Genomic DNA, 19,192 nt, shown 5'->3' with positions numbered 1-19,192 from the left:
GATCGTAACCAGGCGCCGTCACGCGAGCGGGGGCACCTGCTGGGGCGGGACGGGGCCCGTGTACCGGGCGGCCGGGCGGATGATCTTCGAATCGGCGGCCTGCTCCAGGACGTTCGCGCTCCAGCCGACCACACGGGCCGCGCAGAAGGTCGGGGTGAACATCTCGCGCGGCAGCCCGCACAGTTCCATGTCGACGCCCGCGTAGAACTCCACATTGGTGTGCAGTTCGCGGCCCGGCTTGAGCTCGGCGAGGATCTCCTCGACCCGGCGCTCGACCTCGACGGCGAAGTCCACGAGCGGCCCGCCGAAGGCGCGGGCGATGTCACGCAGCATGCGCGAGCGCGGATCCTCGGTGCGGTACACGGGGTGGCCGAAGCCCATGATCCGGTCCCCCGCCAGGACCCGCTCGCGGATCCACGGCTCGATGCGGTCCGCGGTGCCGATGGCGTCCAGGGTGTCCAGGGCCCGGCTGGGCGTGCCGCCGTGCAGCGGGCCGGAGAGCGCGCCGATCGCGCCCGTCAGGCAGGCCGCGACATCGGCGCCGGTGGAGGCGATGACCCGGGCGGTGAAGGTCGAGGCGTTGAAACCGTGGTCGATGGTGGAGATCAGGTACCGCTCGACCGCGCGGGCCTTGACCGGGTCGGGCTCCTGGCCGGTGAGCATGTAGAGGTAGTTGGCCGCGTACGGGAGGTCATCGCGCGGCTCGACCGGGTCCAGGCCCCGCCCCAGCCGGTACAGCGCCGTGAGCAGGGTCGGTACGGCGGCGCGGGCGGCCAGCGCGTCGGCGGCCCGGCGGCCGGGGTCGAGGTCGTAGACCGGGCGGAAGCCGGCGCAGGCCCCGAGCAGTGAGAGCGCCGTGCGCAGTCCGGCGAGCGGGCCGGAGCGCGCGCTGGCCCGGACCAGGGCGGGCAGGGCCTCCCGTACCTCGTCGGGCGGCCGGCGCAGCGGGGCGATCTCGGCGGCGAAGCCGGCCCGCTCGACGGCGTCGGCGGGCAGGGCGCCGCGGAACATCAGGTGCCACACGTCCTCGAAGCCGCGGCTCTCGGCGAGCTCGACGGCCGAGTACTGGCGGTAGTGGTAGAAGCCTTCACGGCCTCGGACGTCACCGAGCTCGGTCTCGGTGACGACGACTCCGGACAGGCCGCGGGGGACGGGGACGGGGGCGCCCGCGACCGTGTACGCGTACGTCAGCCGTGGCCAGCTCACGAGCCGACGCCATCCCGTCGGGCGCGGCAGCAGCTTCGACGCGCGCGAGGTGGAGGCGCTGGCCCGGCGCAGCCGACGCGAGGCGGCGGCTCCCGTCGGGGAGCTGTCCGTACGGACCTCGCTCACGCTGATCGAGTCCGACCGGTACTTCTTCCGCGGCGTCGACGCCGTGGAACTGGCCTCGCGGTACCCCTACGAAGAGGTCGCCGAGTGGCTCTGGACCGGGACGCTGCCACGCGGTGCCCGGTTCACCGCTCCCCCGGAGTCCCTCGCCGCGGCTCGCCGGGCGGTCGCCGCACTGCCCGACCACAGCGGGCCGATCGACCGACTGCGGGTGGCGACCGCCGCCCCGGCCGTCGCGGACCCGCTGCGCTTCGACCTCTCACCGGAGGCCGTACTGGGCTCCGCGCGCTGCCTGATCCCGACGCTGGTCGGCGCCCTGCCGACGGCGGGGCAGGACCATCGCGGGACCGGACCGACGGCCTGGCAGCTGTGGTGCCGGCTGACCGCGAGGGAGCCGGATCCGGCGGCCCTGGACGCCCTCGACCTCGCGCTGGCCCTGCTCATCGACCACGACCTGGCCGCCTCGACGCTGGCCGTACGGGTGGCCGCGTCGGCGCGGGCGCATCCGTACGCGGCGGTGTCGGCCGGACTCGGCGCGCTCGAAGGGCCGCTGCACGGCGCGGCCGGGCGGCTGGCGCACCGGATGCTGGCCGAGGCGCTGGAGCGGGGCGGCGCGGCGCCCGTGGTCGCGGACCACCTGCGGGCGGGCCGGCGGGTTCCGGGGCTCGGACACCGGCTGTACCCGGGCGAGGACCCGCGGGCCCGGGCCCTGTTCGCACGGCTGGAGACGCTGCCCAAGGCCGGGCCGGCACTGGCCGCCGCCCGGGATGTCGTCGCCACCACCGCCGCACGCCGGCCCGGACTGCACGCCAATGTGGACCTGGCGCTGGCAGTGCTGACGGTGTCCTGCGGGATGGGACCGGAGGCCGGGGAGACCGTCTTCGCGGTGGCCCGTACGGCGGGCTGGATGGCGCACGCGCTGGAGAAGTACCAGGAACGGCCGCTGCGGATGCGTCCGAGCGGCCACTACCAGGGGCCCCGCCCGCCCCAGCCATTGCCGTAATTGCCGGGGCCCGCCCCGCCCACCGCGTCTGACCAGGGGCGACGACGACCAGGCCGGGACGCCCCAAGCGCTCCGTTCCCGGCCGCGGAACCAGTCGCCCGCACCTCACGGCCGTCGATGTGGATCCTGCCGGGATTCCGCTTATGCCCGCGCCCGCCTACGGTGCTAGTCATGCGGTTCCCCCTCATGAGCGCTCGGCGCCTCGGGCTGCCCAGACGGGCCGTCTCCCAGATCCTGCTGACCCAGCTGGCCATCGCCGCCGGAGTCGTCCTGCTCGCCACGGGCCTCTTCCTGGCTCCGCTGAGCGCGCAGCTCGACGACCAGGCCATGCGGCGCGCCCTCGCCATCGCCCAGAGCGCCGCGGCCGACCCGTCGCTGGCCGCCGATCTCCTGGCCTCCCGGGCTTCGGCGGACAGCCCGGTGCAGTCCTCGGCCGAGCGGATCCGCCGGGCCACCGGAGCCGAGTACGTCGTCGTCATCGACCTGGACGGCATCCGCCGTTCGCACCCCAGTGCCGAACGGATCGGACGGCCCGTCTCAACCGACCCGAGCGACGCGCTGGCGGGCCGGGAGGTCATGGAGATCGACGAGGGCACCCTGGGCCGCTCCGCCCGCGGCAAGGTCCCGCTCATCGCGGCCGACGGCGAGATCGTCGGCGCCGTCTCCGTCGGCATCGCCTACGACAGCGTCCGCGACCGGTTGCTCGGCGCCATCCCCGGCCTGCTCGCCTACGCGGGCGGCGCCCTGGCGGCCGGAGCGCTGGCCGCCTACCTCGTCTCCCGCAGGATCCAGCGCCAGACCCGGGACCTGGCGTTCTCCGACATCGCCGGCCTGCTCGCCGAGCGCGAGGCGATGCTGCACTCCATCCGCGAAGGAGTGATCGCCCTCGACCGCGACGGCCGCGTCCGCCTGGTCAACGACGAGGCCGCCCGCCTGCTGGGCCTCGCCCCCGACTCCGCGGGACTCCTCGCCGGGCGCCCGCTGGAGGACGTACTGGGTGGGGGCCGCACCACCGACGTCCTCTCCGGCCGCGTCACGGGACGCGACCTGCTCACCGTCCAGGGCCCGCGGGTCCTGGTGGCCAACCGGATGCCCACCGAGGACGGCGGCGCCGTCGCCACCCTGCGCGACCGCACCGAGCTGGAACACCTCGGCCGCGAGCTCGACGCCACGCGGGGCCTGATCGACGCCCTGCGCGCGCAGGACCACGAGCACGCCAACCGTCTCCACACCGTCCTCGGCCTGCTGGAGCTGGGCCTGCACGAGGAGGCGGTGGAATTCGTGACCGAGGTCGTCGGAGTGCACCGCACCACCGCCGAACAGGTCACCGAGAAGGTGCACGACCCACTGCTGGCCGCCCTTCTGGTGGGCAAGGCGACCGTCGCCGCCGAGCGCGGCGTCCCTCTGCGGCTGGCCGGAACCACCCTCCTCCCCGACCGCCTGGTGGACCCGGGCGGCCTCGTCACCATCGTCGGCAATCTGGTCGACAACGCCCTGGACGCCGCCGCCGGTTCTCCGGCGCCCTTGATCGAGGTGGAGCTGCGCGCCGAAGGCCGTACGGCCGTGCTGTTGGTGCGCGACAGTGGCCCCGGGGTCCCTGCCGCGCGCCGCGAGGAGATCTTCACGGAGGGCTGCTCGACCAAGCAGCCCAAGGCCCACCGCGAGCGCGGGCTGGGTCTCGCCCTCGTACGCCGCCTCGCGGAGCGGCAGGGCGGCAGCGCCCGGGCCGGTGAAGCAGCGGACGGAGGGGCGGAATTCTCCGTCGTACTCCCGGAGGCCCTGCGATGAACGAGACCCCGATTCACGTATTGGTCGTCGACGACGACATGCGTGTTGCCCGGATCAACGCGGCGTACGTGGCGAAGGTTCCCGGTTTCCGGGTGATCGCGCAGGCCCATTCGGCGGCCGAGGCCTTGGAGTTCCTCACGGCCCGCCCGGTGGACCTGGTGCTGCTGGACCACTACCTGCCGGACGAGAACGGCCTCGACCTCGTCCGCCGGCTGCGCCAGCTCGGCCACCGCACCGATGTGATCATGGTCACGGCCGCCCGTGACCTGTCCACCGTCCAGGCCGCCATGCGCCTCGGCGCCCTCCAGTACCTGGTCAAACCCTTCACCTTCGCCGGCCTGCGCAGCCGGCTGGAGGCGTACGGGGCGCTGCGCCGCACCCTGGACACCGGGGGCGAGGCCGAACAGGCCGAGGTGGACCGGATCTTCGGCGCCCTCGCGACCGCCGGCTCCCCCAACGAGCTCCCCAAGGGGCACTCCGCCACCACCGCGGAAGTGGTCCGCCAGGTCCTGCGGTCCGCCGACGGTCCCCTCTCCACCCAGCAGATCGCGGAACGCGCGGGCATCAGCCGCCAGACCGCCCAGCGCTACCTCAAGCTCCTCGAACGCACCGGCCGCGTCTCCCTCGCCCTGCGCTACGGCGAGACCGGACGACCTGAACACCGCTACACCTGGCTCCCGTCGGACGGCACGTGAGTCCACGACAGGTGAGACCACGACGGGTGAGTCCAACGGCACTTGAGACCCGGGGACCGAGGCGTGCTCAGACGGCTCCGGCGCCGGTCAGCGAACGGACCTCCGTCTCCGCGTACTTCCCCTCGTCGGCCAGCTCGCGGGAGGTGACCGTGCCCAGCCAGCCCGCCAGGAAGCCCAACGGGATCGAGACCAGCCCCGGGTTCTGGAGCGGGAAGAGCTGGAAGTCCGCGCCCGGGAAGAGGGCATCGGGACTGCCGGAGACCACCGGGGAGAGCGCGACCAGAACGACCGCGGGAACCAGCCCCCCGTACACCGACCAGACCGCGCCCCTGGTGGTGAAGCCGCGCCAGAAGAGCGAGTACAGCAGCACCGGCAGGTTCGCGGAGGCCGCCACCGCGAAGGCCAGCCCCACCAGGAAGGCCACGTTGAGGTTCTGGGCGAACAGCCCGAGGACGATGGCCACCGCTCCGATGCCGACGGCCGCGACCCGGGCCACCGCGACCTCGCTGCGCTGCTTGGAGCGCCGGCGCTTGAGGGAGGCGTACAGGTCGTGCGCGACGGACGCCGATGAGGCCAGGGTGATCCCGGCGACCACCGCGAGGATGGTCGCGAAGGCGATGGCGGCCACGAAGGCGAACAGCACCGCGCCTCCGGTGGAACCGGCACCCCCGCCGAGGAAGGCCGCGAGCAGCGGAACCGCCGTGTTGCCGGAGGCGTTGGAGGCCCGTACCTCGTCGGGGCCCACCAGCGCGGCCGCACCGACGCCGAGCACGATGGTCATCAGGTAGAAGCCGCCGATCAGCGCGATCGCCCAGACCACCGACCGGCGCGCCGCCCGCGCGGTCGGCACGGTGTAGAAGCGCGACAGGATGTGCGGCAGCCCTGCGGTCCCTAGGACCAGCGCGAGGCCCAGGCTCACGAAGTCGAAGCGGGCGGTCCAGTCCCCGCCGTACTTGAGGCCGGGAGTGAGGAAGCGGGCCCCGTGCCCGCTGCGGTCGGCGGCCGTGCTGAGCAACTGGTCGAAGTTTCCGTGGAAGCGGAGCAGCACCAGCACGGTCAGGGTGACCGCCCCGCCCATCAGGAGCACGGCCTTCACGATCTGGATCCAGGTGGTGGCCCGCATTCCGCCGAAGGACACGTAGACGACCATCAGCGCGCCGACCCCGACCACGGCCAGCGTCCGGGCCGCCGCGCTCGAACTCCCGAGGAGCAGACCGACCAGGCTGCCGGCGCCGACCATCTGCGCCACGAGGTAGAGCACCGAGACGACGACCGAGGAGGTCCCGGCCGCGATGCGCACCGGTCGCTCGCTCATCCGGGCGGCGACCACGTCCGCGAGGGTGAAGCGCCCGCAGTTGCGGACCAGTTCGGCGACCAGGAAGAGCACCACCAGCCAGGCGACGAGGAAGCCCACCGAGTAGAGCAGGCCGTCGTAGCCGAAGAGGGCGATCAGACCGGAGATGCCGAGGAAGGAGGCGGCCGACATGTAGTCGCCCGCGATGGCGAAACCGTTCTCCATGGGCGAGAACAAGCGCCCGCCGGCGTAGAACTCCTCCGCCGAGCCGTGCCGGTTCCTGCTGACCCACGTGGTGATGCCCAGGGTGACCGCGATGAAGACGCTGAACAGGATCAGGGCGAGGGTCTGGTGTTCGGTGGTCACGATCCGGCCTCCCGCGACCGGGTGCGCTCCTGGTCCCGCTTCTGCTCGAAGACGGTCCAGCGCAGGTCGAGGGCCGCCCGGTCCCGGCGCAGCCGCGCGTGCCGCGCGTACGCCCAGGTCAGCAGGAAGGTGCTGAGGAACTGGGCGAGCCCCGCAAGCAGCGCCACATTGACCGAGCCGGCCACGGGCCGGGCCATGATGCCGGGCGCCGTGGTGGCGGCGACCACGTAGGCCACGTACCAGAGGAAGAATCCGGCGGTCGCCGGGACGACGAACCTGCGGTAGCGGCGGCGAACCTCCTGGAAGGCGGGGCTGCGCTGCACTTCGAGGTAGATGTCGGATGCGCCGGGCGCCGGTCGTCCGCCGGTGGCCGCGGCGGGCGGTGACGTTTCCCCACCCTCACTCCCACCCTCGCCCTCGCCCCAGCCCACGGCCAGCGCGTCGTACCAGGGGTCGTCCAGCCGGATCGTTCCGGCATCACGACCGTCGTGCTTGTCCACCGAACTCTCCTTGCCCGCCGCCGCATTGGCCGCGTGTCCACAAGGATGTGCGCAATGGTCGCTTTCCGGACTGGTCTCCCGGCGCTCTTCACTCCTTCAGGTGATGGAGCGAAGAGCGCCGGTGTGCCGTGGTGCCGGTCGGCTCCCCGCGGGTCAGGCGTCGATGCGCGAGCGGTCGAGGGTCGCCGCGGAGCTGGTGATGAACTCCTTGCGCGGGGCCACCTCATTGCCCATGAGCAGATCGAAGACCTGCTCGGCCGAGTTCAGGTCGCCGATGTTGATCCGGCGCAGGGTACGGAAGCGGGGGTCCATGGTGGTCTCCGCCAGCTGGTCCGCGTCCATCTCGCCGAGGCCCTTGTAGCGCTGGATCGAGTCCTTGTACCGGATGTTCTTGCGCTGGTACTCCAGCAGGGTCTGGCGCAGCTCGTTGTCCGAGTACGTGTAGACGTACTTGTCCTGGCCCTTCTTCGGCTGGACCAGCTCGATCCGGTGCAGCGGCGGCACGGCCGCGAAGACCCGGCCCGCCTCGACCATCGGCCGCATGTACCGCTGGAAGAGCGTGAGCAGCAGACAGCGGATGTGCGCGCCGTCCACATCGGCGTCGACGAGCAGGACGATCTTCCCGTACCGGGCGGCGTCGATGTCGAAGGTCCGGCCCGAGCCGGCTCCTATGACCTGGATGATCGCGCCGCACTCGGTGTTCTTGAGCATGTCCGAGACCGACGACTTCTGGACATTGAGGATCTTGCCGCGGATCGGCAGCAGCGCCTGGAATTCCGAGTTCCGGGCGAGCTTGGCCGTACCGAGGGCGGAGTCCCCCTCGACGATGAAGAGCTCGCTGCGGTCCACGTCGTCGCTGCGGCAGTCGGCCAGCTTGGCGGGCAGGGAGGAGGTCTCCAGCGCGGTCTTGCGGCGCTGAGCCTCCTTGTGCTGCCGGGCCGCGATCCGGGTCCGGGCGGCCGCGACGATCTTCTCCATCACGGCGCGGGCCTGCTGCTTGTCGTCGCGCTTGGTGGAGGTCAGGAATGCCTTGAGCTCCTTGGCGACCACGGCGGCGACGATGCGGGTGGCCGCGGAGGTGCCGAGCACCTCCTTGGTCTGGCCCTCGAACTGCGGCTCGGCGAGGCGGACGGTGACGACGGCGGTCATGCCCTCCATCGCGTCGTCCTTGACCACGTCGTCCTCGGCGACGCGCAGAAGCTTCGCCGAGCGCAACACCTCGTTGACGGTCTTGGTGATCGAGCGCTCGAAGCCGGAGACGTGAGTACCGCCCTTGGGGGTGGCGATGATGTTCACGAAGGACTTGACGTTGGTCTCGTACCCCGTGCCCCAGCGCAGGGCGATGTCCACCCCGAGCTCGCGGGTGACCTCGGTGGGGGTCATGTGGCCGCGGTCGTCGAGGACCGGGACGGTCTCCTTGAAGGTGCCCGTGCCCGTCAGGCGCAGCACGTCGCAGACGGCCTTGTCCTGGGCGAGGTACTCGCAGAACTCGCTGATGCCGCCGTCGAAGCGGAAGAGCTCCTCGGTCTTGCCGGCCCCGTCGATGCCGCGCTCGTCGCGGACGAGCAGGGTCAGGCCGGGCACGAGGAAGGCCGTCTGGCGGGCGCGCTGGTAGAGCGTCTCCAGATTGAGCTTGGCGTCCTTGAGGAAGATCTGGCGGTCGGCCCAGTAGCGGATCCGGGTGCCGGTGCGGCCCTTGGGTACGCGCTTGATCTTGCGGAGGCCGTTGGCGGGGTCGAACGGGCTGTCGGGGCCCTGCTCGGTGAACAACCCGGGGGTGCCGCGGCGGAAGCTGATGGCGTGGGTCGCGCTGTTGCGGTCGACCTCGACGTCCAGGCGGGCGGAGAGGGCGTTGACCACGGAGGCACCGACGCCGTGCAGGCCGCCCGAGGCCGCGTACGAGCCACCGCCGAACTTGCCGCCGGCGTGCAGTTTGGTCATGACGACCTCGATGCCGGACAGGCCGGTCTTGGGCTCGACGTCCACGGGGATGCCGCGGCCGTTGTCCCGGACCTCGACGGAGGAGTCCTCGTGGAGGATCACCTCGATGTGGTCGCAGTAGCCGCCCAGGGCCTCGTCGACCGAATTGTCGATGATCTCCCAGAGGCAGTGCATGAGGCCCCGGCTGTCGGTCGAGCCGATGTACATGCCGGGCCGCTTGCGGACGGCCTCAAGACCCTCGAGGACGAGCAGGTGCCGCGCGGTGTAGTTGGAACCGTCCCGGTCTGCTCCGGACAGCAGCGCGCTGGAAGGCACGGACGTGTCGGCGGTCACGCAGTTCGCTCCTCGCTGAATTTCTTTTCTGGCCCGTGGGGCGCAGGGGTGGCTCGGGTGCCGCTCGAAGGGTACCGAGGCCAGGTAGAGCCGATGCAACGCCACCCTCGCGGCTTCATCAGCCTAGTGCAGATCCGCACGGATGTTCGATCCCCCGGAGGGGTGAAGGAAACATCACGTTCCCTTCCAGGCATGAACCATTTAGGGTTCGGGCACGTCCTCATGAACAACCTGGCGCTCAGCCGGGGGAGGATGGAACTGCGACAAGCGAACGACTGACAGCGCGAAACCGTAAAGCGACGCAATACGGCTCCTTCGCCGCCAACCGGCAACAGCCGGCCAGCTTCGGAAGGAAGTTTCGAGGAAAAGCCGAGAGCGGGAACGTTTTCGGCCTGGTTGGATGTTGACCCTGGTACGACAGCTCGTCGAGCTAGAGAAGAGGCGACGTGACTACTGTTCTGACACCCGCGACCCCGCTGACGGCCGCTGACCGATGCGACCGTTGCGGCGCCCAGGCATATCTGCGCGTCGTCCTGCTGAGCGGCGGTGAACTGCTCTTCTGCGCCCACCACGGACGCAAGTTCGAGCCGGAACTCAAGAAGATCGCCGCGGAAATACAGGATGAAACCGAGCGGCTTACGTCTGCTCCGGCTGCCAATGCCGAACCCGAGGACCGCTGACACAGGCCTATACCTCGCATCCGACGAGCCAGGACCGGCCAAGCCGGTCGACGGGCGGCACCTCCGAGATCCGGGGGCGCCGCCCGTCCTCATGCCCGGACCCACCGGCGCTCCGCCCGCCGGCGGTCCCCCCGCCGCCGCGGCCCGGCCCTTCGGGGCCGTCACCGGCTCTCGGACGGGCACGTCGTCCCTACGACACCCCCGCAGGGGCCTTGTGCGGGGCTCACAGGACTCCGGAAGCCACCGGTGGTGTTCCTGCACCCGGCCCTAGTGTGCGGCCCTCTGCGGGCCGCTCACGAAGCCGACCAGCGGGGCGATCCGCGTGTACACCCCCGGGCTGTCGGCGCGTCCGCAACCGCGCCCCCAGGAGACGAGCCCGATGAGCCGCCCCTGAGCGACCAGGGGACCCCCGCTGTCGCCCTGGCAGGCGTCCTTGCCGCCGTCGCCCGCGCCGTCGCCCGCGCACACCATCGACTCCGCCCGGAACTGCCCCTGGCTGTCTCCGGGATACGCGCGACGGCAGACGTCGTCCGCCAGGACCGTGACCGGCGCGGCGTGCAGCGCATACGCGTAGTCACCGAAGCCGCTCGTGTCGCCCCACCCGTACACGGCCGCGTCCGTGCCCGCCCGGTACGCGGCATGCCCCGCCCCGGCCATGGGCAGGACGTAGTGCGCCGGCACGGCTTCGTCCAGTTCCAGCACGGCGAGGTCCCCGGCGTTGCTCAGGGGGTCGTACGCCGGGTTGACCCGGGCCGAGCGCACGGCGATCTCCCGGCCCTCGGCCGCCTGCAGCTCCGTACGCCCGGTGACGACCCGAAAATCCGCGACGGAGTCGACTGCGCCGCCCAGCACCTGGCGACTGAGGCAGTGGGCCGCGGTCAGCACCTTCTTCGGGCCCACGATGACACCCCCGCAGAACTGTCCGCCCCGCGTACCCCCGAACCGGTCACGGCTGGCCAGGGCCACCACCCAGGGGCTGTCCGCCACCTTCACCGGCTTCCCGCCGATCACCACGCTGTCCGCGGCTGCCCGCGGGGCCTGGGCCAGCGGCGCCGCGGCCGCTCCCGCCACCAGGGTCAGCGCGCCCGCCAGAGCACGGGTAAAGGGACGACGCATGGGGCCTCCTGACTCCGGGTGTGCATGACTCCACCCAGAGTGGGATGCCCGGTGGCCGTGCGCACCCGCGCGGCCACCGGCGCGGACCCGAACCGGTCAGTCCAGGTAGTCGCGCAGGACCTGCGACCGGGACGGGTGACGCAGCTTGGACATCGTCTTGGACTCGATCTGACGGATTCGCTCGCGCGTCACGCCGTAGACCTTGCCGATCTCGTCGAGCGTCTTGGGCTGGCCGTCCGTGAGGCCGAAGCGCATCGAGACCACGCCGGCCTCGCGCTCACTCAGGGTGTCAAGCACCGAGTGCAGCTGCTCCTGCAGGAGCGTGAAGCTCACGGCGTCGGCCGGGACGACCGCCTCGGAGTCCTCGATGAGGTCACCGAACTCGCTGTCGCCGTCCTCGCCGAGCGGCGTGTGCAGGGAGATCGGCTCGCGGCCGTACTTCTGGACCTCGATGACCTTCTCCGGGGTCATGTCGAGTTCCTTCGCCAGCTCCTCCGGCGTGGGCTCCCGGCCCAGGTCCTGGAGCATCTGGCGCTGCACCCGCGCGAGCTTGTTGATGACCTCGACCATGTGCACCGGGATGCGGATGGTGCGGGCCTGGTCGGCCATGGCACGGGTGATCGCCTGCCGGATCCACCAGGTGGCATACGTGGAGAACTTGTAGCCCTTGGTGTAGTCGAACTTCTCGACCGCGCGGATCAGACCGAGGTTGCCCTCCTGGATCAGGTCCAGGAAGAGCATGCCGCGGCCGGTGTAGCGCTTGGCGAGAGAGACCACGAGGCGGAGGTTGGCCTCCAGCAGGTGGTTCTTCGCGCGGCGGCCGTCCTCGGCGATGATCTCCAGCTCGCGCTTGAGCTTGGGCGCCAGCTTGTCCGAGTTCGCCAGCTTGTCCTCGGCGAACAGACCCGCCTCGATGCGCTTGGCGAGCTCGACCTCCTGCTCGGCGTTGAGGAGGGGGACCTTGCCGATCTGCTTGAGGTAGTCCTTGACCGGGTCGGCGGTGGCGCCGGCGACGACGACCTGCTGGGCGGGGGCGTCGTCCTCGTCGTCGGAGATGACGAAGCCCTTGTTCTCGCCGCCCTCCTCCTCCTCGTCGGCGTCGGCCTTGGCGGCGTCGGGACCCTCGTCCGGGGTCTCGTCGTCGGCGGCGTCGTCGGCGCCCTTCTTGGCGGCCGTCTTCTTCGCCGCCGTCTTCTTGGCAGCGGTCTTCTTGGCGGGCGCGGCCTTCTTGGCCGCCGTCTTCTTCGCCGCCGTCTTCTTGGCGGCGGGCTCGGTCCCGGGCTCTTCCACGAGAGCGTCCGCGATACCCGGGTCCGCCGTCTCGGCCGCCGGGTCCGTGGTGCCGGCGGGCTGCGCGGCCGCCGTCTTCGCCGCCACGGTCTTGGTGGCCGTCCGCTTGGCCGGGCTCTTCGCTGCGACGCTCTTGCGGGTGGTGCGCTTGGGGGACTCCGCGGCACTGACCATCAGCGTCACACCCTCTTCCTCGAGGATCTGGTTGAGGCTGCGCAGAACATTCTTCCACTGGGTCGCAGGAATCTGGTCAGCCTCGAAGGCCCGACGCACGTCATCGCCGGCGATCTGCCCCTCGGCCTTGCCTCGCTCGATGAGCGCCATCACAGACTCGGAATCGGCGATCTCCGGCGGGAGCGTACGGGATGTGCTGGCCGACACGAACAACCTCTCGGAACGATGGAAACGGCTTCCGACCCCGGGCCTCGTGGTGCTGGACCGGAGCCGACGACCACCGACTGGGGATGGGCCGGCGGCGCGGGCAGGGGCCGGGGAGCTGCACAGCACCCGCAGGGGCTGCTGTTTCCCTCCGTCGGCCATCACCTCTTAGGTCATCGCGTGACCTCGCGGAGCGTTACGCCCAATCTTCGTGGCCCGAGTCACACCCCGTATGCGCCATTGCCGGTCATAGGGTCATACGGGTGATTCCGGCCCGGCCCGATCCGGCGGAGCGAACGGAGCCGGACGCCGGTGTCGCCGGACCCGACCGGGCCCGGCGACACGTCGTAACACCCCCGCGCCCCCGCGCGTCCGTCCGTCAGTGCTCGCGCGGGGCGGGGACCACGCGCTCGACCTCCGGGTGCACCGTCAGGAGCTGACGCATGGCGTTCTCGGCGGCCAGCGCGTCACCCGCTGCCAGAGCCTCGACCATCCGCGCGTGGTGGGCGACGCAGGTCTCGCTGGGGCGGTCACAGGCGGTGATCGGGCTGCCGGAGACCTGAAGGGCGGAGGAGACGATGCCGGAGAGGTGCTCCAGCATGCGGTTCCCGGCCAGCTGGATGAGGAGCGCGTGGAACTCGTTGTCGGCACGGGTGAAGGTGATCGAGTCACCCTGGCTGATGGCGTGGCCCATGATCTCGACCATGTCGGCGAGGCGCTGCTGGACGTCCGGACGTCCGTGGCCGGCGGCGAGACGGGCGGCGAGCGGTTCGATGGTCCAGCGGAGCTCGTTGAGCTCGCGACGCTGGTCGTCCCGCTGAGGCCCGAAGGCCCGCCACTCGATGATGTCGGGATCGAGCAGGTTCCAGTCGGCGACCGGGCGGACCCGGGTGCCGACGTTGGGCCGGGCACTGACGAGGCCCTTCGCCTCCAGGACCCGCAGGGATTCACGGACGACCGTACGGGAGACCTCGAAGCGCTGGCCGATCTCCTCGGGGACCAGCGGGCGGTCCGCGCCGAGGTCGCCGGAAACGATCATCTGGCCGAGCTGCTGGACGAGTTGGCCGTGCAGTCCGCGGCCGCGGCTGCCCGCGGCGCGGCGGCCGACCCGGCTCAGCTCGACGTCGGCGCCGTCCCAGTGGGGCACTCCGACACGGTCGGACCCCGCGGTCTCCGTGTAGGGGTAGCGGTCGAGTTCGCCCGGGCCGGCGAGGCCGGAGTCGGCGTGGCGGGCGGCGGTCATCATGGTGTGCGCAAGGGTACTCACGAATCCTTTGTCGGCCTTGCCTCCTTGACCCTTGAGGTCTTTGGTGAAAAGCACACGAAAGGGTGATCGGTGCCACCTACGCAATTGACGACTTATCGTAAATAACCGGACCTTTTACGGGGAGTTGCGGTCCGCTTCACACGAGGAGGGCGCCAACGGTCTTCCCGGAGCGTTCTCCGGTACCGGAATGATCACCAACGGACGCGGCTGCGCAGCCCCGTGAACCCATAGGCGCACAACAAGACCGTCAGCGACAACAGCAGTGCCGTCGCGACCGGTTGGGTCATCACCCGCAGGGCTCCCAGGACCAGCCGGTCCGCTTCCGGGGGCCACTGCGCCCAGGACAGGCCGCGCAGCCGGGGCCCGAGTCCGGTCATCGGGTACGCGGACGGGCCGTCCAGCGCCTTGCGCACCAGCGGAACCACCATCACCGGTACGGCGAGTACCGCGGCCAGGCCCGCGGTGGCGGACCGGAAGACGCCGGAGGCCAGGACGCCGGCCCAGGCGCAGCCGATGAGGAGTCCGGCCCAACTCACGGCGGGAGGCAGCCACTCCGCGGGCAGGCGCAGTGGGCCGGTGCCGAAGACCAGCCCCAGGGCGGCGGCGTCGGCGGCAACGGCCAGGGCGCCCAGCAGCAGGGCGAGGACGGCGCACACGCCGAGTTTGGCGGCGAGCAGGCCCATCCGCCGGGGCACGGTGCCGCGGTCGGCGGCGAGGGCGGGGTAGCGGTACTCCTCACCGAAGGCCAGGGCGCCGAGCAGTCCGGCGCCGAGGGCGGCGGGCGGCAGCGGCAGGAGCTCCGGCCAGGCGGCGAGCAGCCGGTGCTGCGGGGTCTGGCCGGCCCGGGCCAGAACCAGGGCGGTCAGGGCGGAGGCGACGACGACGAGAAGCGCGGTGAGGGCGGGCGTGGCGGTGCCGAAGACCCGAAGCAGCTCGTAGCGCAGCGGTCGCAGCGGACCTCCGACGCGACGCACCGCCGATGCGGGCCGTCGGGAGTCGGCACGCCGGAAGCGCCCGCCGGACGCCTCACCGGGGCCCTCGCCCGGGCCCTCGCCCGGGCCTTCGCCCGGCATCTCACCGCGCGGGGAGGCGGTGCCTGCTGTGGCGCGGGCGCGCGGGACCGGTGACGTCGGCGAACCGGCGTCTCCCGTCTCATCGGCGAGCTGATGGACCAGCACACCGTGCCGGAACGCCGCTTCGCCGATTTCCGCACAGGTGCTGCCGTACACGGACAGGCGACTGCCGCTCTCCTCGACGATCTCCACCGAGCGCTGGGCCGCCCGGGCCTCCCGGCCCAGTACGTCTGCCAGCCGGGCCGCGTGCGGGGTGCGCACGGCGACCCTCGGCCGCAGCCGGGTCCGGGCGAACTCGGTCGCGTCTTGGTCGGCGACGAGCCGGCCCGCCTCGATGCTGACGACCCGGTCGGCGCTGCGCGCGGCCTCCTTCGCGTCGTCGGTGGTGAAGAGCACCGCTCCGCCGAGGGAGGCATGGCCGCGCAGCAGGCTGTGGAGCCAACCGCGCTCCCGTGGCGAGAGCCCGGCGGCGGGCTCGTCCAGGAGGAGGGTGCACGGGTCGGCGAGCAGCGCCGCGGCCAGCCCGACCCGGCGCTCCATGCCGAGCGAGAGCGAGCCGAGGCGCTGGTCCCGCAGACCCGCCATGCCGACGACCTCCAGCATGGTGTCGGCCCGGGAGGCCGGCACGCCGGCGGCGGCGCAGAGCATCCGCAGCTGGTTGCGGACGGTCCGCGACGGATTGCCGGGGACATCGCCGAGCAGTACGCCGACCTCCCGGCCGGGATGCGGGATCCGGTGGAGGGGACGGCCGCGGAAGTAGGTGACGCCGCGGCCCGGTTCGAGTTCGAGCATGAGCCGCAGTGCGGTGGTCTTGCCCGATCCCGGCTCACCGAGCAGGGCGGTCACGTACCCCGGGCGGGCCTCGAAGGTGAGGTCGTCCACGAGGGGCGGGGCGTCTCGACGGGGGGCGCTGGTAAGTCCGATGGCCTGGAGCATCGCTTCTCTCGCGGGGGGTGAGACCGCTCTGCGGCAGGGTGAGTACCGCAAGCAAGATAACGCGATATGTCCGATTTTCGACGCAACCGGTCCGATGGAATGCCGATATCGCCGTCAGGTCCGCCACGGCCGGCGAGCTCGCCCCGGGGCGTCGTCGCGGCGCCGTCGTGTAGGAAGCGACGCAGACGGAGACGGGGACGGGGAGGGATAGGGAGAGAGAGGGAACGGAGACAGAAGGGGCGGGGTCGAGGGCAGGTGCCTCGGCGTCAGACTTCCGGGCGCAGCATCGGCGGGTTGAGCAGGGTGGCTCCGCCCGCCCGGAACAGCTGGGCCGGACGCCCGCCCTGACGGGTCGTCGTCCCTCCGGCCGGAACCAGGAAGCCGGGGGTACCGGTGACCTTGCGGTGGAAGTTGCGCGGGTCGAGCGCCACTCCCCAGACCGCTTCGTAGACCCTGCGCAACTCGCCGACGGTGAACTCGGCCGGACAGAAGGCGGTGGCCAGAGAGGAGTACTCGATCTTCGAACGGGCCCGCTCCACGCCGTCGTCGAGGATCCGCGCATGGTCGAAGGCGAGCCCCGCGGAGGTCTCGTCGTCCGGGGCCAGAAGCTCGTCGACGGGGGCCCAGCGCGCGCTGTTGGCGTCTCCTCCCGCGCGCGGCGCCGGCAGGTCCGGAGCCAGCACCAGGTGCGCCACGCTGACGACACGCATCCGCGGATCCCGCTTCGGATCGCCGTAGGTCGCCAGCTGTTCCAGATGGGCCCCGTTACCGGCGCCCGGAACGGCGGGGTCGTGCGCGCACAACCCGGTCTCCTCGGCGAGTTCCCGGGCCGCGGCCGCCGCCAGGTCCTCGTCCCCGCGCACAAAACCGCCGGGCAGTGCCCAGCGCCCCTGGAACGGCTGCTCGCCCCGCCGGACGACCAGCGCGCAGAGCGCGTGGCGCCGCACGGTGAGCACGACCAGGTCGACGGTGACGGCGAAGGGCGGAAAGGCCGACGGGTCGTAGGGCGACATGCCGCGATCATAGTCGTCTGCCTGACGATAAACAGCGCTTTGCCGACCTCGAAGACTCGGGTCCGGCGGTTAACCTCCCAGTTGGAGCGCATCGGCGGCCTCCTCCACCATTCCGAGACCGAGCCGGCTGATCCGGACGGCGAAGGGTTGTCCCGACACCCGTAGCCCCGACAGCCTGAGGGCGCCGAGAGGGGCTCCCGGAAGGGGGGCGAGGGCGACCGTGCCCCCGGGGGCGTCGGGGCGGATTCCGGCGATGGCGGTCAGTACGTGGATTCCGGCCGCCGCGGCCACCGCGGCGGGGCGGCAGGCCGCCGGATGCGGGACGGGCACGCTGCCGGTGGTGCGCTGGTCGGCCGCGAACATCTCCGGCAGGCGGTACCCGAACGTCTCCGCCGCGTCCAGCAGACCCGTGAGCAGGGCTGCGGCCTCTTTTTCATGGCCTGCCTGGGCGAGGCCGGCCACGGCGGTCGCGCTCTCGTACGCCCGCACCGCGCCGGAGCGGTGACCGAACGGGTTGTGCCCCGGTTCCCGGGCCGCCATGCTCCGCAGCCCCCACCCCGAGTTCATACCGGGGGCGCCGAGCAGCCGGGCCAGCTGCTCGGTGTGGATCCGGTCCAGCAGCCCCGGGGCGAGTCGGCCGCCGCCGAGCAGCCCGGTGTCCAGCAGGTGGGCCGCGGCCCCCGTCAGCCGGGCCAGTGGCCGCCCGTCAGGGTGCAGGGCGGCGGCGGGACGGCCGCCGTCGGGGCCCTCGATCCAGAACGCGGCCCGGAACCTCTCGCGCAGCGCGGCTGCCCGGTCGCGCCATTCCTCGGCACCGGGTAGCCCGCACCCGGCCAGCAGGTCGGCGCCGAGCAGCGCGGCCCGGTGGGCGTGGGCCTGCGTCTCGCACCGCCGCGGCCCCGGCTCGGGATCGGCCAGGAAGCCGTCCTCCCCCAGAGCGCCGCGCAGCCAGCCGAGGCATCGCTCCGCGGCCGGGAGCAGCTGCGCCACCTCTCCCTCGGGCATCCCCCAGAGCCGGGCTTCGGCGAGCACGGCCACGAAGGCGAGGGTCGCCTCCGTGCCGGTGCACCCCGGCGGAAGCTGCGGTCCCGCGCCACGCAGGGGGCCCGGGATCTTCCCGGCGTCAGGGCCCCGCTCATCCGTCTGGGTCCGGGCCAGAATGCGCAGGGTGGCCGCGGCGAGCCCGGTTCCGAGCGGCAATGCCATCCTGGCGGCCCAGAGCGACTCCGCCGGGGCCAGTCCCAGCCGCCACGGCACCCCCGCGGCAGCGAAGGCGTCGCCCGGCTCCGCCGGGTCCCTCAGGAGCAGCGCCTTCAGGTCGTCGACGCTGGTGCGAAACCATGCCTCGACCCTAGGGTCGTCCCCCTCGGCGCGGGCGTCGGCCAGGGGGTTGGCCACGAGCCCGGCCGGAGCCCGCGCGGTGCGGTCCTGTGTGGTCCGCAGCTCGATGGTCCGGGACTCGCCGGGCCCCAGTTCCAGCTGCCAGCGCAACAGCCCGGCCGAGGCCAGTGCGTCATCCGGGGGCGGCTCGGCGGCGGTCACGGCCTGCGCTTCGCCGGTGCTCCAGCGCAGGCCGGCGGCGTGCACCCCGGCGGGCAGCTCCGGCCCGCCCCGGCCGGCGGCCACCGCTGCCAGCTCGGCCAGGTCGGTGCCGAGCGTGACCTCCACCGGAAGACGCATCGGGCGGGCCGCGAAGCTGCGCAGGGTGATCCGCTCCGTACCGTCCGCGTGCCGGACCCGCTCCACCCCGATGTCCGGATCGGGGCCGGGCTCGGCTCCGCTGCGGACCGTCGCGGTGAAGGCGGCCCGATCGGCTCCGAGGCTCCGCCCCTGGACGGCTACCGGGTCCCGCCCGCCGACGCGCAGCACGCAGCGGGAGAGCAGTCTGCGCCCGGAGCGGTAGATCCCGTCGATTCCCCGCCCGGTCAGCTGGCCGTGCTCCGGCGAGATGACCAGACAGGGCGCGGCGACGCAGATGAGGGCGCCGTGCACGGGCGGCAGCTCGGGCCTGCGGGCGGCCGGTACGCCGGGGGGGCGGGGAGGTGCGGGGTGAGACATGCGTCGCCTTGTCTGCGCTCCGGTCGGTTCAGCTGGGCGGTGGCGGCGCGGCCGGGCCCCCACCTCCCCCCAGCTGAACGTCCCGGCCCCCGCGCGGGTCACGGGCGCGTGGGCCGGCTGCGCGACCCCGGG

Annotated in this window: 14 protein-coding genes; 4 read left to right on the top strand and 10 right to left on the bottom strand. The window is 72.4% G+C overall.

Annotated elements, in window-relative coordinates; translation table 11 throughout:
* Positions 1-18: 18 nt before the first annotated feature.
* Positions 19-1,206 (bottom strand): citrate synthase/methylcitrate synthase, encoded by a 1,188-nt coding sequence (locus tag ABZX75_RS09875; protein ID WP_355409641.1) that lies wholly within the window; start codon positions 1,204-1,206, stop codon positions 19-21.
* On the opposite strand from ABZX75_RS09875, the gene ABZX75_RS09870 reads away from it, so the two are divergent.
* From ABZX75_RS09870 to ABZX75_RS09860, 3 genes are all read left to right on the top strand, one after another.
* Positions 1,121-2,332 carry a citrate/2-methylcitrate synthase gene (locus tag ABZX75_RS09870; RefSeq protein WP_355409640.1) on the top strand — a complete coding sequence of 404 codons (1,212 nt, stop codon included), beginning with the start codon at positions 1,121-1,123 and terminating at the stop codon, positions 2,330-2,332. The two genes, ABZX75_RS09875 and ABZX75_RS09870, sit on opposite strands and share 86 nt — an antisense overlap.
* A gap of 171 nt (positions 2,333-2,503) precedes the next feature.
* Positions 2,504-4,120, top strand: coding sequence for a sensor histidine kinase (locus ABZX75_RS09865; RefSeq protein ID WP_355409639.1), 1,617 nt, complete (start codon positions 2,504-2,506; stop codon positions 4,118-4,120).
* The gene (locus ABZX75_RS09860) at positions 4,117-4,815 is read left to right on the top strand and encodes a response regulator (protein ID WP_355409638.1); all 699 of its coding nucleotides are present in this window, start codon (positions 4,117-4,119) and stop codon (positions 4,813-4,815) included. The genes ABZX75_RS09865 and ABZX75_RS09860 overlap by 4 nt, the downstream gene beginning before the upstream one ends.
* Positions 4,816-4,882: 67 nt before the next feature.
* Here the strand turns inward: ABZX75_RS09860 and ABZX75_RS09855 are convergent, their stop codons facing one another.
* The 3 genes from ABZX75_RS09855 to ABZX75_RS09845 form a co-directional block, all read right to left on the bottom strand.
* Positions 4,883-6,475: a cation acetate symporter gene (locus ABZX75_RS09855; RefSeq protein ID WP_355409637.1), complete on the bottom strand. Its 1,593-nt coding sequence runs from the start codon at positions 6,473-6,475 to the stop codon at positions 4,883-4,885.
* The gene (locus tag ABZX75_RS09850) at positions 6,472-6,975 is read right to left on the bottom strand and encodes a DUF485 domain-containing protein (protein WP_355409636.1); all 504 of its coding nucleotides are present in this window, start codon (positions 6,973-6,975) and stop codon (positions 6,472-6,474) included. The genes ABZX75_RS09855 and ABZX75_RS09850 overlap by 4 nt, the downstream gene beginning before the upstream one ends.
* Positions 6,976-7,128: 153 nt before the next feature.
* A complete protein-coding gene (locus ABZX75_RS09845; protein ID WP_355409635.1) occupies positions 7,129-9,249 on the bottom strand; it encodes a DNA topoisomerase IV subunit B in 2,121 nt (706 codons plus the stop codon).
* 446 nt (positions 9,250-9,695) lie between these two features.
* Here ABZX75_RS09845 and ABZX75_RS09840 point away from each other — a divergent pair, with 446 nt between their 5' ends.
* Complete coding sequence (locus ABZX75_RS09840; protein WP_030016583.1) at positions 9,696-9,929, top strand: hypothetical protein; 234 nt, start codon at positions 9,696-9,698, stop codon at positions 9,927-9,929.
* Positions 9,930-10,196: 267 nt separating this feature from the next.
* Here ABZX75_RS09840 and ABZX75_RS09835 read toward each other — a convergent pair whose 3' ends face one another.
* From ABZX75_RS09835 to ABZX75_RS09810, 6 genes are all read right to left on the bottom strand, one after another.
* Positions 10,197-11,045, bottom strand: coding sequence for a serine protease (locus tag ABZX75_RS09835; protein ID WP_355409634.1), 849 nt, complete (start codon positions 11,043-11,045; stop codon positions 10,197-10,199).
* 96 nt (positions 11,046-11,141) lie between these two features.
* Positions 11,142-12,716: an RNA polymerase sigma factor gene (locus ABZX75_RS09830; protein WP_355409633.1), complete on the bottom strand. Its 1,575-nt coding sequence runs from the start codon at positions 12,714-12,716 to the stop codon at positions 11,142-11,144.
* Positions 12,717-13,092: 376 nt separating this feature from the next.
* Positions 13,093-14,034: an FCD domain-containing protein gene (locus tag ABZX75_RS09825; protein ID WP_355409632.1), complete on the bottom strand. Its 942-nt coding sequence runs from the start codon at positions 14,032-14,034 to the stop codon at positions 13,093-13,095.
* A 137-nt stretch (positions 14,035-14,171) separates the two neighbouring features.
* Complete coding sequence (locus tag ABZX75_RS09820; RefSeq protein WP_355409631.1) at positions 14,172-15,989, bottom strand: ABC transporter ATP-binding protein; 1,818 nt, start codon at positions 15,987-15,989, stop codon at positions 14,172-14,174.
* Positions 15,990-16,255: 266 nt separating this feature from the next.
* Positions 16,256-17,002: an NUDIX domain-containing protein gene (locus tag ABZX75_RS09815; RefSeq protein WP_355409630.1), complete on the bottom strand. Its 747-nt coding sequence runs from the start codon at positions 17,000-17,002 to the stop codon at positions 16,256-16,258.
* 69 nt (positions 17,003-17,071) lie between these two features.
* Entirely contained in the window at positions 17,072-19,060 is a 1,989-nt protein-coding gene (locus tag ABZX75_RS09810) for a glycogen debranching N-terminal domain-containing protein (RefSeq protein WP_355409629.1), read from the bottom strand.
* Positions 19,061-19,192 lie beyond the last annotated feature (132 nt).

Origin of the sequence: Streptomyces sp. NPDC003038, assembly GCF_040611115.1 — a bacterium.
GTDB lineage: Bacteria > Actinomycetota > Actinomycetes > Streptomycetales > Streptomycetaceae > Streptomyces.
Note: the sequence above shows the minus strand (reverse complement) of the source record. Positions and strands in the feature narration are given on the sequence as shown.

Bases quoted from the DNA above. Each gene is read 5' to 3' on its own strand.
- ABZX75_RS09865 (WP_355409639.1), top strand. From the start codon at position 2,504: ATGCGGTTCCCCCTCATGAGCGCTCGGCGCCTCGGGCTGCCCAGACGG.
- ABZX75_RS09860 (WP_355409638.1), top strand. From the start codon at position 4,117: ATGAACGAGACCCCGATTCACGTATTGGTCGTCGACGACGACATGCGT.
- ABZX75_RS09835 (WP_355409634.1), bottom strand. From the start codon at position 11,045: ATGCGTCGTCCCTTTACCCGTGCTCTGGCGGGCGCGCTGACCCTGGTG.
- ABZX75_RS09820 (WP_355409631.1), bottom strand. From the start codon at position 15,989: ATGCTCCAGGCCATCGGACTTACCAGCGCCCCCCGTCGAGACGCCCCG.
- ABZX75_RS09815 (WP_355409630.1), bottom strand. From the start codon at position 17,002: ATGTCGCCCTACGACCCGTCGGCCTTTCCGCCCTTCGCCGTCACCGTC.
- ABZX75_RS09810 (WP_355409629.1), bottom strand. From the start codon at position 19,060: ATGTCTCACCCCGCACCTCCCCGCCCCCCCGGCGTACCGGCCGCCCGC.